At 65.1% G+C, this 15563-nt stretch carries 14 protein-coding genes and 1 pseudogene; 12 read left to right on the plus strand and 3 right to left on the minus strand.

The window, feature by feature from the left end; translation table 11 throughout:
- Positions 1 to 246: 246 nt before the first annotated feature.
- From ACYU70_RS06565 to ACYU70_RS06590, 6 genes are all read left to right on the plus strand, one after another.
- Positions 247 to 1704, plus strand: a complete 1458-nt coding sequence (locus ACYU70_RS06565) for a BON domain-containing protein (RefSeq protein WP_342300333.1) — start codon at positions 247 to 249, stop codon at positions 1702 to 1704.
- A 34-nt stretch (positions 1705 to 1738) separates the two neighbouring features.
- Positions 1739 to 2566 carry a universal stress protein gene (locus ACYU70_RS06570; protein WP_342300335.1) on the plus strand — a complete coding sequence of 276 codons (828 nt, stop codon included), beginning with the start codon at positions 1739 to 1741 and terminating at the stop codon, positions 2564 to 2566.
- Between the two features lie 201 nt (positions 2567 to 2767).
- Positions 2768 to 3616 carry a universal stress protein gene (locus tag ACYU70_RS06575; protein ID WP_342300337.1) on the plus strand — a complete coding sequence of 283 codons (849 nt, stop codon included), beginning with the start codon at positions 2768 to 2770 and terminating at the stop codon, positions 3614 to 3616.
- A 64-nt stretch (positions 3617 to 3680) separates the two neighbouring features.
- A complete protein-coding gene (locus ACYU70_RS06580) occupies positions 3681 to 3938 on the plus strand; it encodes a hypothetical protein (RefSeq protein WP_342300338.1) in 258 nt (85 codons plus the stop codon).
- Positions 3939 to 4021: 83 nt separating this feature from the next.
- Positions 4022 to 4792, plus strand: coding sequence for an MlaE family ABC transporter permease (locus ACYU70_RS06585; RefSeq protein ID WP_460615943.1), 771 nt, complete (start codon positions 4022 to 4024; stop codon positions 4790 to 4792).
- Positions 4793 to 4854: 62 nt separating this feature from the next.
- On the plus strand, positions 4855 to 5559 hold the full coding sequence (locus ACYU70_RS06590) for a phosphatase PAP2 family protein (protein WP_460615944.1): 705 nt from the start codon (positions 4855 to 4857) through the stop codon (positions 5557 to 5559).
- A 34-nt stretch (positions 5560 to 5593) separates the two neighbouring features.
- Here ACYU70_RS06590 and mgtA read toward each other — a convergent pair.
- The 3 genes and pseudogenes from mgtA to ACYU70_RS06605 form a co-directional block, all read right to left on the minus strand.
- Positions 5594 to 8128: pseudogene (mgtA, locus tag ACYU70_RS06595) on the minus strand (magnesium-translocating P-type ATPase); the annotation flags it as partial.
- Between the two features lie 38 nt (positions 8129 to 8166).
- A complete protein-coding gene (locus tag ACYU70_RS06600) occupies positions 8167 to 8733 on the minus strand; it encodes a hypothetical protein (protein WP_342300341.1) in 567 nt (188 codons plus the stop codon).
- 82 nt (positions 8734 to 8815) lie between these two features.
- Entirely contained in the window at positions 8816 to 9670 is an 855-nt protein-coding gene (locus tag ACYU70_RS06605) for a universal stress protein (protein ID WP_342300342.1), read from the minus strand.
- A gap of 396 nt (positions 9671 to 10066) precedes the next feature.
- Here ACYU70_RS06605 and ACYU70_RS06610 point away from each other — a divergent pair, with 396 nt between their 5' ends.
- From ACYU70_RS06610 to ACYU70_RS06635, 6 genes are all read left to right on the plus strand, one after another.
- Positions 10067 to 11899 (plus strand): outer membrane protein assembly factor BamB family protein, encoded by a 1833-nt coding sequence (locus tag ACYU70_RS06610; protein ID WP_342300343.1) that lies wholly within the window; start codon positions 10067 to 10069, stop codon positions 11897 to 11899.
- A gap of 86 nt (positions 11900 to 11985) precedes the next feature.
- Positions 11986 to 12627 carry a dienelactone hydrolase family protein gene (locus ACYU70_RS06615; protein WP_342300344.1) on the plus strand — a complete coding sequence of 214 codons (642 nt, stop codon included), beginning with the start codon at positions 11986 to 11988 and terminating at the stop codon, positions 12625 to 12627.
- 35 nt (positions 12628 to 12662) lie between these two features.
- On the plus strand, positions 12663 to 13298 hold the full coding sequence (locus ACYU70_RS06620; RefSeq protein ID WP_342300347.1) for a phosphoribosyltransferase: 636 nt from the start codon (positions 12663 to 12665) through the stop codon (positions 13296 to 13298).
- 270 nt (positions 13299 to 13568) lie between these two features.
- Positions 13569 to 13982, plus strand: a complete 414-nt coding sequence (locus ACYU70_RS06625; protein WP_342300349.1) for a hypothetical protein — start codon at positions 13569 to 13571, stop codon at positions 13980 to 13982.
- Positions 13983 to 14117: 135 nt separating this feature from the next.
- Entirely contained in the window at positions 14118 to 14339 is a 222-nt protein-coding gene (locus tag ACYU70_RS06630) for a hypothetical protein (protein WP_342300351.1), read from the plus strand.
- Between the two features lie 19 nt (positions 14340 to 14358).
- On the plus strand, positions 14359 to 15186 hold the full coding sequence (locus tag ACYU70_RS06635) for a universal stress protein (RefSeq protein ID WP_342300361.1): 828 nt from the start codon (positions 14359 to 14361) through the stop codon (positions 15184 to 15186).
- Positions 15187 to 15563: the final 377 nt, after the last annotated feature.

Genomic DNA, 15563 nt, shown 5'->3' on the forward strand with positions numbered 1-15563 from the left:
AGGCGCAGCAGGGCCGGCCTCTGCCCTCCAGCTAGCAATGCAGTGATAAAAATCACTGCGTAAGCTGATTGTATTCAATGCCCTGCCCGCCGTAGGGACGGAAATTTACGAAGGGTTTGCCGCGCACCGCCACGTTAGTCCTGCTCGCTCAGCCGCCGCCCGGAGCTGTGCTCCTTCCGGCCACTCGCGCCCGGCTGGCCGCCGCCCGCGCCGCTGTTTTTCTCTCCTTCTAATTCCCGTAAGCTCATGGAAACCATTGAACAACCGACCCAGACCGGCATGCAGGAACACGTAGCGGACGCCGACATCACGGCGGCCATCGAAACGCTGTTTCTCAGCAGCCGCGGCGTGACGGCGCACCTCATCGATGTGACCACCCTGCACGGCGTGGTGGAGCTCACCGGATTCACCGACAGCCTGTTATCCAAGCAGCGGGCCATGGACATTGCCTTGGCCGTGCGGGGCGTGCGCAGCGTGGTGGACGAGCTGGAAATCCGCACGCCGGAGCTATCCGACGCCGAGCTGCGCCGCGACGTGGAGCGCGCCCTGGCCCACGACCCCGCTACCAACGACTACAAGCTGAGCTGCACCGTGGCCAACGGCACCGTGACCGTGAGCGGCGTGGTGCAAACCTGGCAGGAGAAGCAGCTGGTGTTGCGCGGCGTGCGCGGCGTGCGCGGCGTGCGCCGCCTCGACACCGGCAACCTGAAGGTGCGCGGCGGCGAAATCATGAATTCCGACGAGGAAATCTCCACCGAAATCCGCGAGGTGCTCGACTGGGACATTCGGGTAAACAGCGCGTTGGTGGAAGTACATACTACTGATAAACAGGTGCATCTATCGGGCACCGTGGGCTCGGCGGCCGAGAAGGAGCGCATCATTGACGTGGCCTACCAGGCCGGGGCCGCCCGCGTGGATGCCCACGACCTGTTTGTGGCCTACTGGGCCGTGGTGGGCGATTTGCGGCGCGAGAAGTTTGCCCACCGACCCGACGAGGAGGTAGCCAAAGCCGTGCGCGACACCTTCCGCTACGACCCGCGCGTGCTGTCCTACGAGCCCAGTGTGCTGGTGCACAACGGCTACGTCACGCTCACGGGCACCGTGAGCAACCTGCGCGCCAAGCTCGATGCCGAGCAGGATGCCCGCCACGTGGTGGGCGTGTGGGATGTGCAGAACCGCCTGAAAGTGCGCCCGCCCCACCCGCTGCCCGATGCCGTAATCCGCCAAAACGTGAAAGATGCGCTGGCCCGCGACCCCTACGTGAGCGATTTCGATTTCATGGTGCTGGTGTACAACGGCAAAGTGTACCTGGACGGGCGCGTGGGCAACCACTTCGAGCAGGAGCACGCCGCCGACGTGGCTGCCGGCATCACCGGCGTGGCCGAGGTGGCCAACCGCCTCGAAGTGACCGGCACTACCTGCGCCACCGGGGTGCGGCCCTACGGCCGCCCGGCCGCCGGCCTGCATCCCACCCCCATCGCCGACCCCGACTACGCCCTGGCCGAGCGCATCCGGCGGCGGCATTACTGGTCGGCTGGCCTCTACCACCAGGACGTGAACGTGAAGGTGGAAAACGGCGTGGCCACGCTCACCGGCACAGTCGATACCTGGTTCGACCGCGAGCAGGCCGGCTTTGAAGCCTACGAGGCGGGTGCCCGCTTCGTGAACAACGAGTTGCAGGTGCGCACGCCCGTGCACGCTTAATTCCGGGTTTTCACCGTTGCTTTTCCCCCTTGCCATGTCGCCTTGCCTGGTTGTTCTCACCGATTTTTTCGCCGTTTCTAACCGGGCGCTTTCCTACGCGGCGGGCCTGGCCGTGCCTCTGAAGGCGCATTTACTGCTGCTGCACGCCCGGCACGACCAGCTGCTGGCCCCCGACGAATTTGGCAGCTACCACACCTGGGCCGGCGAAGAAAAAACGCGTCAGGCGCTGAAAAAGCTGGCCGCCGCCCAGGCCGTGCCCACCGAAGTGGAGTTCTCCGACGACTCGATTGCCGAAACCGTGCGCGAAATCATCGGCGAGCGGGAGCTGCTGGCCGTGGTGCTGGGCCAGCCCGGCTTCGAGGACGCGCCGCGGGGGCTGGTGGCCCGCACGGCCATGGGGCTGCTGCGCCGCGCGGCCTGCCCGCTGCTGGTGGTGCCGGCCATGGGCTGGGACAAGTTTCCGCCCCGCCGCCTGCTGCTGGCCGTCGATGGCGACCCGTTCAACGTAGGCCCGCACCACCGCGCCATCTACCGCCTGCTGCACGCCCTGAAAGGCACCCTGGAAGTGGTGCACATCACCGACGACGAGCACGAGCGGCCCACCGCCAGCGCGCTGCTCGCCTCCGTAACCCAGAACGACCTCGTGGAAGACGCCACCGATGCGCCCCTGCACCTGCACGAGCGGTACCACACCCGCGTGGCCAGCGGCGTGCTCACCGAAGCCGCCCAGCTGGAGGCCGACATGCTGGTGGTGGTAGCCCGGCACCACAGCTTCATGGGCAATTTATTTCATCGCAGCGTTACGGCCCAGCTCATTCAGGAAAGCCCCATTCCGGTGCTGGTGCTGCCGGCGGAGGACTGATTGAAGGATAGAGTTGGGTGATAAAGAAATGGTAGAAACGGTCATGCTGAGCGAAGCGAAGCGCAGTCGAAGCATCTCTACCTCATTAGTAATCAATGCCAATGCAACGAAGCGGTAGAGATGCTTCGACTGCGCTTCGCTCAGCATGACGGCCAATAAGCCTGCCTTTGACTCACCTTTTTTCTGTTGATTCCCCATCCCATGTCACCCTCCATTCTGGTACTCGCCAATGTGTCGGCCACCGCCGAGCGGGCTGCGCGCTACGCCGCCAAGCTGGGCGCCCCCCTGCACGCCAACGTAGTCCTGCTCAACCTGCTCGCCCTCAATACCTACCCGGTAATGCTGACGCCGGAGCTGGCCGAAATAGAAACCCGCGAAGCCGCGCTGGAACGCAATGAGCGGCTGGAGGGCCTGTGGTCGATTGCGCGGCAGCTGCCCGGCCTGGCCGTGGTGGAAGAAGCGACGGGGCCCATGTTCGATGCCGTGACCACGGCCGTGCGGCAGCATCAGTCCCTGATGCTGGTGATGGGCCTGAGCCCCGAGCACAGCCTGCTCGACCACCTGCTGCACAACCAGATACTGCCCGTGCTGCGCGCCACGCACCTGCCCCTGCTGCTGGTGCCCGAGGCTGCCCCGCCGCCCGGGCTGCCCCGGCGCGTGCTGCTGGCCCTCGATTCTAACCCCTTCACGCCCAATGCGGCGGCCCGGCACCTGGCCCCGCTGCTGGCCGCCTGCCCGGCCACCTTCACCATCGCGCACCTGGCCGATGAGGACGAGTCGCTCGAATTCTCCAACCAGCTGGTACGGGCCGAGATGCGGGCCAGCATGCTGCTGCCCGAAAACGCCCCGGTCGAGCTGTACCAGATAACGAAACAGTCGGCCGCCGACGGCATTCTGCAGGCCAGCTTCGATACCCAGGCCGATTTGGTGGTGCTCATTGCCCGGCCGCGCAGCTTCCTGGGGCGGCTGTTTCACCGCAGCGTCACGGCCCAGGTCATCAGCCGCAGCCAGAAGCCGGTACTGCTGCTGCCCGCCGAGGAATCGGACTAGGCCCCGGCCTGCGGCCCAGTTGCCTCAGCGGCATTCTCCACCCCTATTCATCTGCTGTTTTATCATGAAAACGAAACGCAAATTCACCAAGCCCGCCGCCAACGAACCGGCCACCAAACCCCACGCCGGCACCCCGCACTACGCCAACTTCGGCAAGGAGACCGAAAAGCCAGCGACGCCCGACCCAGCCCGCGATGCCGCCGCCGAACTCATCGCCAAAGGCGGCCCCGAAGCCAAGCTCCGCGCGGCCTACGCCACCGAAGACTCCCGCTACGCCGGCGGCGACGTGTTCGACCTAAAAAACGAGCAAACGGACTTATAAGCAAGCGGTTCTGCCCGAACAACCCCGGCGCATGCCCGTAAAACCGGTACCTCCTTTCCCTTGTGTACTAGCCGGCACGCCGCGTGCAGTTAGCCGTGAATGAAAACTCGTTGCTGAACCAGACCGGCTTGTTGACCCGCTTTGCCGGGCGGTTTTTTCGCGAGCTGTTCCGGCCGCATTTCGAGTGGGCTGAGATGGTGCGCCAGTGCTTCGCGGTGGGGTATCAGTCGCTGCTGCTGGTGGGCGTCACGGGGTTTATCATGGGCTTGGTCATCACCATGCGGCTGCGGCCCACCATGGTGCAGTTCGGGGCCGAGTCGTGGATTCCGACCATGGTGGGCGTCACCATCATCCGCGAGATGGGGCCCATCATCACCGGCCTGATGGTGGCCGGCAAGGTCAGCTCCAATATCGGGGCCGAGCTGGGCTCGATGCGCGTGACCGAGCAGATTGACGCCATGGAAGTATCGGGCACCAACCCGTTTAAGTACCTGGTGGTGACGCGGGTGGTGGCCACCACGCTCATGGTGCCGGTGCTTTCCATCCTGGCCGATGCCATTAGTTTGAGCGGGGCATACCTGGGAGTCCGGCTGCACGGCGACACTTCCCTATCCCTGTTTATCAACGATATTCTGAACAAGCTCACCCTGGCCGCAGTGGCGGAAGCACTAGTCAAATGCGTCTGTTTCGGCTTCGCCATTGGCCTGGTGGGCTGCTATAAAGGCTACCATGCCACGGAGGGCACCGAAGGCGTGGGCCGGGCGGCCAATTCGGCCGTGGTCGTGGCCTCGCTAGTCGTCTTCGTGCTCGATTTGCTGACCGTGCAAATGAGCACCATTCTGGGCATTGATTAATAAGTCCGTTTAGGTATTCGCCAGAACACGACATCAAGCACATCCAATTAAAAGCCAAGGCCATGACAGCCGATGGGAGCCTTTTTCGGCTTGAGCATACGGCGGCCCGCTGGCTGCGGCGGCGCGGGCCCGGGGTCGTTTTGTTTGCCGTGGGCTGGGCCCTGCCGTGGCTGGCCTTCATCAGTCTGGCCGAAGACATTTGGGACAAGGAAGGCTTCCCGCCCGACCAGAAGCTGCTGGCGTGGCTGCAAGCCCACCGCCACCCGGCCCTCGACGAGGTTGCGGTGCTGCTCTCGCGCCTGGGCGGCATGGAGGGCACGGGCTCCTTCGGCCTGGGGCTGATTGGCGGGCTGCTACTGGCCGGCCGCCGCCGGCCTGCCGGGCTGGTGGGCGCGGGCCTGGGCGGCGCGTGGCTGTTGCAGCTGGCCGGCAAAGCCCTGCTCCAGCGCCGCCGCCCCGAAGAATGGAGCCCGCTGGTAGAAGAACCGCTGATACCGGCCACGGTTTACTCCTTTCCGAGCGGGCACGCCATGGCGGCCGCCGCGCTGGCGGCTACCGGGATACTGCTGCTCTGGCCCTCGCGCTGGCGCTGGCCGATGGTGGGCCTGGGCACGGGCTGGGCCGGGGCTATGGGCGTGGCGCGGGTATATCTCGGGGCACACTATCCGAGCGATGTGCTGGCCGGTTGGCTGGGGTCGGTGGGCTGGGTGGTGGGGCTGTACCTGCTGGGTTTTCATCCGCCGCGGGAAGCACCGCGAAGGCAGTAGCTGCCGACTGGGCCGGCCGATGGGCGTAGCGGCGATAAAACCACTGCTTCAGCGCTTCGGCGGCCAGCACGTAGGTGGCCACGATGCCGAGAATGGCCCCATACAAGGCCAGCGGCAGCGGCGCAAAGCCCAGCACCCGCGCCAGTGGGCTCAGCGGCAACAGCAGCACCACCAGTCCGACGGCGGCCGTGCTCAGCACCAGCCACTTGCCCGGCCGGCTGCGGAAAAACACGCGGCGCGTGCGCACCACCAGCACAATGACGGAAGCCGAGAGCACCGACTCGACAAACCAGCCCGTGCGAAACAGCGTGGGCCCGGCCCCGAAGCCCCACAGCAGCAGCCCGAAGCTCAGAAAATCGAACACCGAGCTTAGCACGCCAAACGTGAGCATGAAGCGCCGGATGAACGGCAGGTCCCACCGGGCGGGCTGGCGCACGGCGGCCGGCTCCACGTTGTCCGACGAAATGGTCATTTCCGGCAGGTCGGTGAGCAGGTTGGTGAGCAGAATCTGGCCCGGCAGCAGCGGCAGAAATGCCAGAAACAGCGAGGCCCCGGCCATGCTCAGCATATTGCCAAAGTTGGCGCTGGTGGCCATAAAGAGGTATTTCATGGTATTGGCGAAGGTGCGGCGGCCCTCGCGCACGCCCTGCACCAGCACGCGCAGGTCGTGCTCCAGCAGCACGATGTCGGCCGATTCCTTGGCCACGTTCACGGCCGAATCGACGGAAATGCCCACGTCGGCCGCGTGCAGCGCGCTGGCGTCGTTGATGCCGTCGCCGAGGTAGCCCACCACGTAGCCGGCCTGTTGCAGGGCCCGAATCAGGCTTTCCTTCTGGTTGGGTTCGATTTCGGCAAACACATGCACGCGGGCCACCTGGTGGCGCAGCGCCTCCGGGCTCAGCTGGCGCAGGGCCGCGCCGGTCAGCACCTCCCCGGCCCCGTTGATGTCCACGGTTTTGGCCACGGCGGCGGCCACCAGGGCATTGTCGCCGGTTATCATTTTCAGCTGAATGCCCAGCTCCTCCAGCTGGTCGAGGGTGTGGCGGATACCTTCTTTCGGCGAATCGAACAGGGTGATAAAGCCCCGAAAAGTCATGCCCGTTTCGTCGGCGGCGGTGATGTCGCGCCGGCCGTCGGTCGCCTTCGTGGCCAGCCCCAGCGTGCGGAAGCCCTGCGTGCTCAGCTCCTGAAACAGCCGCTGAATCTCGTCGGCGTATTTGGCCAGCGGCTCGGGGGCGGGGCCGCCGGCATCGGCCCACTGGCACACGTCCAGCACGTTGGGCAGCGCGCCTTTGGTTATCATCAGAGGCTGGCCGTCGAGCTCGGTAAGGATAGTGAGGCGCTTGCGGAGGAAATCGTAGGGGATTTCGTCGAGGCGCGGGCAGGCGGCCACGTCGTCGGGCGCGAAGGCCAGGATGGCGGCATCGAGCGGGTTGCGGAAACCCTGCTGCAGCTGAGCGTTGATTTTGGCCAGCCGCTGCACCGCCGGCGCGGGCTGCCCGTGCAGGTCGATGATGCGGGCCACGCGCACCGTGCCGTCGGTGAGGGTGCCGGTTTTGTCGGTGCAGAGCACGGTCATGCTGCCCAGGTTTTCAATCGACGACAGCCGTTTCACCACCACCTGCTGCCGGGCCATGCGGCGCGCCCCCTGGGCCAGGTTGATGCTGATGATGGCCGGCAGCAGCTGCGGCGTGAGCCCCACGGCAATGGCCAGCGAAAACAGAAACGCTTCCAGCGCGGGCTTGTGCAGCAGCACGTTGCTGGCAAAAATGAGCAGCACCAGCACCAGTGTCAGCTCCAGCAGCAGGTAGCCAAACCGGCGGATGCCGCGCTCGAAATCGGTTTCCGGCGGGGCGGTTTCGATGCGGGCGGCCAGGTGGCCCAACTCGGTGGCGCGGCCGGTGCGCACCACCACGGCCGTGCCGCTGCCGCTCACCACGCTGGCCCCCATCAGCAGCGTATTGGTGCGGGCGGCAAGCGGGGCCTCGGCGGGCAGCACGCCGGGCAGCTTGGCGACGGGGAAGGTTTCGCCGGTGAGCGTGGCCTCGTTGAGGAACAGCTCGTTGCTGGTGAGCAGCAGGCAGTCGGCGGGCACCAAATCGCCGGCGCTGAGGCTGAGCACATCGCCGGGCACCAGCTCCTCATCGGGCAGCGGCTGAGGACGGCCGTCGCGCCACACGGTGGTGCGTACCAGCACCAGGGCCAGCAGTTGCTGCATGGCAGTAGAGGCCCCGTATTCCTGGCTGAAGCTGAGCACGCCGCTCACCAGAATGATAACCAGGATGATGCTGGCATCCACCACATCGCGCAGAAAAAACGAGAGCAAGGCCGCCCCAATCAGAATGAGCGAAATCGGGCTCTGAAACTGCCGAAAAAATAAGCCCCACGCCGAGGGGGCCGCGTGGGGCTTAAGGGAATTGGGGCCGACGGCCTGCCGGATTTGCTGCGCCTGAGCCGCGCTCAGGCCGGTTTCGCGGGTGTGCAGCCGGGCCAGTACCTCGGCGGCGGGCTGCGCCCAGTAGGCCGAAAGCCCGTCATCAGCCAGCGCCGGAGGGGGAAGTGCAGCCATCAGCCGGAAGTAGCGCGGGCTACCCTGAAAAGGACGTTTTATACCCGAATCCGGGTTTTCTTCACCACGCGGGTGATTTGGCCGGTGCCGTCGAGAAACACCTTCTTCTCTTCATGGCCTTTTTTGATTAGCACCCGGTAGGCCACCTTGTCGTGCTGGTTGTGCATGGTGAGCTTTTCCTGGTCGCCCACTATCAGCCAGCCGGGGAACTGGGTAGCCACGTTTTTCGCGGCATCGATGGGCAGCGGCGTGTTCTTAAGGACTTTGCGCGAGCTGATTAGATTACCGCTCTTGTCGTAGACGGCCGTGTAGGCCATGCCCTTGCTGCTGGCATTCACCTGGTAATAGGTTACGTCGGCCTGGCCGGTGGCGGGTTTTTCCTCGCTTACCGACCATTCCTGGCCGTATAGCGTGCCCGGAATGGTAGACACGTCTTTGACGATGGAGCCGGGAAAATCCTTCTCAAGCGCCGACATCACTTTTTGGGGCTCCTCGCCTTTCTTAACGTGATGGATGGTCACGGTTTCGGCTTCGGTGGGCTCCTGGGCCCAGGCGGCGCTCAGCGAAGCACCGGACAGAAGTACAGCAATCAGGGTCGTTTTCATGGCTTGGAAAGATTGAGAGGTGAGAAAAATGGGGGTAAGAAAACCGCGCCCGTGGGCGGAGCTGGCAGAGCCCCACGGGCGCTTACGCCACGGCGGGCAGCACCAGCACGGGCACGGGGCTGGTGCGCAGCAGCTCGGCCGTCACGTCGTGGTGAAACAGGCTGCCGGGGAAGAAATGGGGCCGGGGCATCACCACGAGCAGGTCGGCGTCGAACTCATTCACGGCGTGCAGCAGGCCCGCCACCGGGCCCATTTCGCGCAGGTCGTACACGCTGTTGCCGTCCAGTGGGCCAAACAGGCCGGTTTCGCGCACGGATTCCAGGGCCTCGGCGGCGCGGGAGGAGCCGTGGGCGTGGGCTGCTACGTGCACCACCGTGGTAGTGGGCCGCAGCTTGGCCAGCAGCGGAGCCAGGTCCTGGGTTGCGGCCGTCAGGGCCAGGGGGGCACCATCGGCCGCTACTACCAAGTGGTGTGGGAGCTCCGGCCGGGGCCAGTCTTCGGGCACCAGCAGCACGGGTATGTGGGTGGCTTCCAGGGCCGCGGCCTTGTGCGACTGCGTGAATAAATGCGTAAACCAGGCGTGGGCGTGGGCCCGGCCCAGCACCAGCAGCTGCGGGTAGCGGTGGGCCAGCAGGTGGTGGAGGGCCTCGCCCATGGGTGGTTCCATCAGCTCGGCCTCGGCGGGCACGGACAGTTGCCGGGCCTCACGGGTCAGCTCGGCCAGCACGGCATCGCGGCTGGCATGGGGCCGGGCGTGCATCCCGGGCTGGCCGAAGGCTGGTCCCGGAGGGAAGTTGGTGGGGCCAGACTCATGGTCTTCAAAAACGTGCAGCAGCAGCACCTGCCCATCCACCAGCGTGGCCAGACGGGTGGTGTAGGCCAGGGCGGCCTCCGCCGCCGCCGAAAAATCGGTCATTACAACAAACGTCGGTTGCATAGGGACAGGGGAAATGGCTAATGCCGGCGGCAGAAGTAGGCCCCACGGCCAAAGCCGCACAGGCGCTGATGCGGCCAGCCGGAACGATGCAAAGCTGCGTCCGTGTCGCGTCGAAACACATGATTTACATCAGCCCCCCGGCTAATCCTTGGCAGGGGCGCGCGCAGTGCTTTCCATCTTCCAAGCAGCCTCGGCTAAAAGGAAGAAAATGCCCGCCACGCCAGCGGCCCGCACCAAGCAACAGAGGCCCCCATGACGACCAGAATAATTGCCTTCGGCAAGCAAGATAAATTCTAATCATCTGACAGTCTGATTTCCATCATTCATCCCCGTCATAGCGCTGCCTTTCTTCACATCCTCAAAAGGCTCTTTTCTATCACCTCAACTCCTATACCCATGCGCCGCATTTGTACCCGCTGCCTGCTGGCAGCCACTGGCCTGCTCCTGCTGGCGCTGCCCGGCCACGCCCAGTCTCAAGCAGGGCTGCTGCCACCTACGGGGTTGGCATTGATGGGGGCCACAGCCATACCCGGTCTGCAAGCGCCGCACCAGCAGCCGGCTCCGACCAGTTCAGGGCCTTTGGCCAACTCCGGCCGCCCCGGCGGCGCAGTCACCGAAGCCTGGGTGGCGCGCTACAACGGGCTGGACTACTTCACTGACGAAGGCGAGAAAGTGGTTGTGGACAGGGCCGGCGATGTGTACGTGACGGGAAGGTCTTTCAGCAACAGCGGCAGCGACTATGGGACCATCAAATACGACGGGCGTACGGGCCGTCAACTGTGGGCGGCCCGGTATAGCGACCCGGGCTACAGTGACCCGACCTACGGCAACGATTACCCCACGGGCCTGGCCTTGGATGCCTCTGGGGCGCTCTACGTCACGGGGTATTCCTTCAACGGCACCAACTACGACTACGTCACTATCAAATACAACCAGCGAACCGGTGCCCAAGTCTGGCTTGCCCGCTATGATGGGTCGGCCAGTTTTAACGATTTGGCCACCGCGGTGGCCGTAGATGCGGCCGGCACGCCCTACGTGACGGGCTACTCGAGCACCAGCGGAAGCGGTTTGATTGATTACGTGACGATTAAGTACGACCCGCGCACGGGCCTGCCGCTGTGGGTAGCCTCCTATAACGGACCGAACAACACGGATGACTACGCCTACGCCCTGGCCATTTCTTCCAACAATGACGTGTACGTATCGGGCTCTAGCTACGGGCCAACGGCTTTCGACTACGCGACCGTGAAATACGATGGACACACCGGGAGCCAGCGGTGGGCTTCGCGCTACAACGGCCCCGCCTCCTTCGGCGAGGACCGGGTGACGAGTTTAAGCCTGGATGCAGCCGGTAATGCCTTCGTCACGGGCTATTCCTACAATGGGCAGAACTATGATTTTGCCACGGTGAAGTACGACCGCCGGACGGGCCAGCAGCGCTGGGTCACCCGCTTCAACGGCCCGGCCAATGCCGATGATATGCCCGCCCAGATGGTGGTCGATGCGGCCGGCGATGCCTACGTGGCCGGTACCTCCTTCAACGCGGCCAATCGGGACTATGCCACAGTCAAATACGACGGACGCACGGGCCAGCAGCGGTGGATTTCCCGCTACAATGGCCCCGGTAACAGCTTAGATGGGGCGACGGGCGTGGCGCTGGACGCTGCGGGCCAGGTGTATGTCACGGGGTATTCTTCCAACAGTGACTTTACGCTGGATTATGCCACGCTACAGTACGACCCGCGCACGGGCCGGCAAATCTGGGCAGCGCGCTATAATGGCCTAGGCAACCGGGACGATGTTGCCCGCGCCCTGGCCGTGTCGCCGGGCGGCAACGTCTACGTGACCGGCTCCTCCTACAGCGGGAGCAGCAGTGGCGACGACTTCGTGACCGTGAAATATGAAAGCCGCCGGGGGCATGGCCACGACCACGATGATGACGATGATGACCAGAACCGGACGACTCCCAGCCTGGCGTTGGAAGCCTACCCCAACCCTGCCGCCACGGCCACGGCCATCCGCTTCCGCCTGCCGGCGGCCGGCCCGGTGCAGGTGCAGGTTTACAACCAGTTCGGCACTCTGGTCGCCACGCTCCAAGCACCCGCCCCTACCGACGACGCCTGGCAAACCCTACCCCTGCCCACCGACAACCTGCCCAACGGAGTCTACCTGTGCCGGCTGCTGCACGATAACCAAGTGGAGCAGGTGCGCCTGCAAGTGCAGCATTGAGCGGCATTGCATCGCCCATTGCCAGTGTGTGGGCGGTCCCTTCAGCTGCCGTTCCAGGAAACAGTTTCACTTTATCCTCCCTCGCCATGCTTATGCCCGCCACCAGCTACACCGTTCAGCTCACGCTGCCCGACATCATTCTGCCGGGCCAGCTCGAAATCCCCAGCCAGGCCACGGGATTGGTCATCTTCTCACACGGCAGCGGCAGCAGCCGGCTGAGCCCGCGCAACCGCTACGTGGCCCGGCACCTGCGCGACGCCGGCCTGGCCACCCTGCTCTTCGACCTGCTCACCCCGACCGAAGACGCCACCTACGCCACCCGCTTCGACATCCCCCTGCTCACGCACCGCCTGCTCGATGCCACGCACTGGGCCCGCGAGCAGCCGGCCCTGACTAAACTGCCGCTGGGCTTGTTTGGGGCCAGCACCGGGGCGGCCTCCGCGCTGGCCGCCGCCGCCGAGCTGGGCCCGCGGGTGCGCGCCGTGGTGTCGCGCGGCGGCCGGCCCGACTTGGTGCTGCCCCTGCTGCACAGCGTATCGGCTCCCACGCTGCTGCTCGTGGGCGGCAACGATACCGAAGTCATCGCCCTCAACAAAAAGGCCCATCTGGCCCTGGGGCCGCCCAGCGAGCTGTGCCTCATCCCCGGGGCGGGGCATTTGTTTGAAGAGCCCGGCGCGCTCGAAGCCGTGGCCGCCGCCGCCACGGACTGGTACCAGCGCTACCTGTGATTTTTTCCAACTGCGCCCGTTAGCTCCATTTTGCCATGGAAATCCCGTTTGCCAACCGTCAGGTGGCCGCCCGGCTGCTCGTTCAGCAGCTGCTGCCCCTGCGCGGACAGCACGGCGTAGTGCTGGCCGTGCCCCGGGGTGCCCTGCCGATGGGTGCCATCATTGCCCAGGCGCTGGGCTGGCCCCTCGATGTGGTGCTGACCAAGAAGCTGGGCCACCCCAACAACCCCGAGTATGCCATCGGGGCCGTGAGCGAGCACGGCTACGTGCTCAGCCCCAACGTGCAGCTGCCCGGGGCCTACCTCACCCGGCAGGTGGCCGCCATTCAGGCCAATCTGAAGGCCCGCCGGCAGGCCTACCAGGGCCACCGCCCGCCCCTGCTCCTGGCGGGCCGGCCCGTGGTGATAGTGGACGATGGCGTGGCCACGGGCCAGACCCTGCTGGCCACCATCGCGCTGGTGCGGGAGCAGCAGCCGGCTCGCATCATCGTGGCCGTGCCGGTGTCGTCGCCCGAAGCGCTCCGGCACTTGCAGCAGGCCGCCGATGAGGTGATATGCCTGCTGGCGCCGCCGGATTTCAGAGCCGTTGGGCAATACTATCAGGACTTTAGGGAGGTGACTGATGCAGAGGCCCTGGCGGCATTGCACCCGGCCCAGCGCCCGGCCGCCTGAGCCGTCCGGCACCCCAATCGGCCCTCCATGATTAGAATCAGACTCTGCACTGATTGGCGTCAATTTTCTCGCTTGAGCCGGATTCTACCTTTGCGCTGAGCACTCACTCCTATTTGCGGGCGGGAAGCAATGGGCTTTCTGCTCGCATTTTTGGGAGAGTTGGATACGATGGTGTTGGCTGCTGATTTTCGGTGGATTGGCAGTTGCTGATGGGTAGATATCCTGGCCAATGTCGCCGCTGCGACGGACGGCCGCAATCCTTTTCATGTCGTGTTAACTCCCTGGCCTCCTGATTGCGACACCCAGACGCAGAGCCGGCTCTTCGTGCGCCAGTTCGCCCATCGGGTGGCGAGCGACCCGCTCCTGGGCCCCTCCTTTCCCGGCCAACACCACACGCCGGCCGACTGCGAATACGCGTGGTGGGAACAGGCCCTGACCGGCAACCTCTACACCGGCCGGCCGCTGCACCGGGAGGACACGCCGCCCTTCACGGCCCCGCAAATCAGACGCTGGTGCACCCTGCTCGAAGAAAGCCTGCACGAAGCCTTCGGCAGCCCGGCAGCCACCGAGATGAAGGGCCACGTACTCAATCTGGCCACCATGCTGGCCCACTGGCAGCTCAGCCAGCAGTGCGACGACACTGGGGAAGGCCGGCTCTCGGAAGCGATGACGACGGCTTGGTAATAGCTTGAATTATTTGCAATTAAATGAAACGGGGGCGGGTCAGTAAAATTATGGGCAATAGCGGCACGAGCTGATTGGCTGGGGCCGCCGAGTCGGTTTCGTGTGGTTTGCATGGCCGTTGTCCCCCATCCAGCCATGCCAACAGCCACCTCCATAAAGCCCAATCCCGATACCACCGCCACGCCCCTAGCCGGTGGTGCCACCCCGCCGGAGCAGCCCAATACAGCCGCCACGCCCTGGCCCGCCGATGTGCCGCGCCCCGTGCCCGACGATGCCCCGCTCGACGACACCCTAACCGAGGCCGCCGGCATGGCCCGCAACGACGACGCGCTGGGCCCCTACGCCGGCTCTTTCTAACCTTTTTTCCGTGCCCGCCATGCTGCCCGCTGCCCTGCTCGTGCTCCCCGATTTATTCCCCGGTAGTGGGCACGCACTGCCGTATGCTGCCCGCCTGGCCGAGGCGCTACAGGCCGGCTTGCTGCTGCTGCATGTGCGGCAGGATGAGCTGCTGACGCCCGAAGAGCACCCCGGCCTGCACACGCGGCGGCGCGAGCGGCAGTCGCTAGCCGCCCTGCAAACCCTGGCCAGCAAGCAGGCCGTACCCACCGAAACCGTCAGCATCGAGGAGTTTTTGCCCGAGGCGGTGGGCGAAATCGTGCGGGAGCACCAGCCCCTGGCCCTGGTGTTGAGCTGCCCCAACGCGGGGGCGGTGCCGGCCGAAGTTGTGACCGGCACGGCCCTGGACTTGCTGCGCCACATCAGCTGCCCGCTGCTGGTGCTGCCGCCCGGCGGCGCGGCGGCATTTGTGCCGCACCGCCTGACGCTGGCCGTCGATGGCCACGATTTCACCCTGCCCAACTACCCGCACATTGTGCCGCAGCTGCTGACCCGGCCGGGAGCCACCCTCGACATCGTGTACGTGACGGACCAGAAAGACCCGGGCGCGGAGGCCGGGCATCGGGCGCTGCACGCGGTGCGCCGCAGCGGCCTGGCCGCCGTGCCGGAAGGCACCTGGGCCCACATAGTTTACAACCCGGACACGGCCCAGGGCATTTTGCAGGGTGCCGCCGAGCGGCAGGCCGACCTGCTGGTAGTGGTGGCCCGGCACCATAGCCTGTGGGGCAGCCTGTTCCACCGCAGCATCACGGGACAGCTGATTGATGCCCGGGCCATTCCGCTGCTGCTATTGCCGGCGCTGGACTGAGGATGAGGCAGCATAGATTAGCACAAGTAAGTGCACAAAAAAAGCGCGTCAAAGCCCCGGAGGGGCGACATATCGGCAGTAAAACCAGTTGAAAGAAACGTCAAAGCCCCAGCGGGGCGACACTCGTTCAACGAATGTCGCCCCGCTGGGGCTTTGATTTTCGCGGAGGCCGGTATTTCTACCGATATGCCGCCCCTCCGGGGCTTTGATTCTCTGGCGGCGATGGTTTCTATGATATGTCGCCCTCCGGGCACGCCCCCGCTGGGGCTACCGCTCAATACTCCGCAACTTGGGTAGAGCACTTCAGTTTTCGCACTCATTTTCAATGACCTGAATCAGGACTTGGGCTGACTGGGGTCATACGTTGGCGGCCGAGG

The organism is Hymenobacter segetis, from assembly GCF_054776495.1.

Coding starts and splice junctions, on each gene's coding strand:
- ACYU70_RS06605 (WP_342300342.1), bottom strand. CDS start 9,670: ATGCAACCGACGTTTGTTGTAATGACCGATTTTTCGGCGGCGGCGGAG.
- ACYU70_RS06610 (WP_342300343.1), top strand. CDS start 10,067: ATGCGCCGCATTTGTACCCGCTGCCTGCTGGCAGCCACTGGCCTGCTC.
- ACYU70_RS06575 (WP_342300337.1), top strand. CDS start 2,768: ATGTCACCCTCCATTCTGGTACTCGCCAATGTGTCGGCCACCGCCGAG.
- ACYU70_RS06615 (WP_342300344.1), top strand. CDS start 11,986: ATGCTTATGCCCGCCACCAGCTACACCGTTCAGCTCACGCTGCCCGAC.
- ACYU70_RS06570 (WP_342300335.1), top strand. CDS start 1,739: ATGTCGCCTTGCCTGGTTGTTCTCACCGATTTTTTCGCCGTTTCTAAC.
- ACYU70_RS06580 (WP_342300338.1), top strand. CDS start 3,681: ATGAAAACGAAACGCAAATTCACCAAGCCCGCCGCCAACGAACCGGCC.
- ACYU70_RS06620 (WP_342300347.1), top strand. CDS start 12,663: ATGGAAATCCCGTTTGCCAACCGTCAGGTGGCCGCCCGGCTGCTCGTT.
- ACYU70_RS06635 (WP_342300361.1), top strand. CDS start 14,359: ATGCTGCCCGCTGCCCTGCTCGTGCTCCCCGATTTATTCCCCGGTAGT.
- ACYU70_RS06590 (WP_460615944.1), top strand. CDS start 4,855: ATGACAGCCGATGGGAGCCTTTTTCGGCTTGAGCATACGGCGGCCCGC.
- ACYU70_RS06630 (WP_342300351.1), top strand. CDS start 14,118: ATGCCAACAGCCACCTCCATAAAGCCCAATCCCGATACCACCGCCACG.
- ACYU70_RS06565 (WP_342300333.1), top strand. CDS start 247: ATGGAAACCATTGAACAACCGACCCAGACCGGCATGCAGGAACACGTA.
- ACYU70_RS06600 (WP_342300341.1), bottom strand. CDS start 8,733: ATGAAAACGACCCTGATTGCTGTACTTCTGTCCGGTGCTTCGCTGAGC.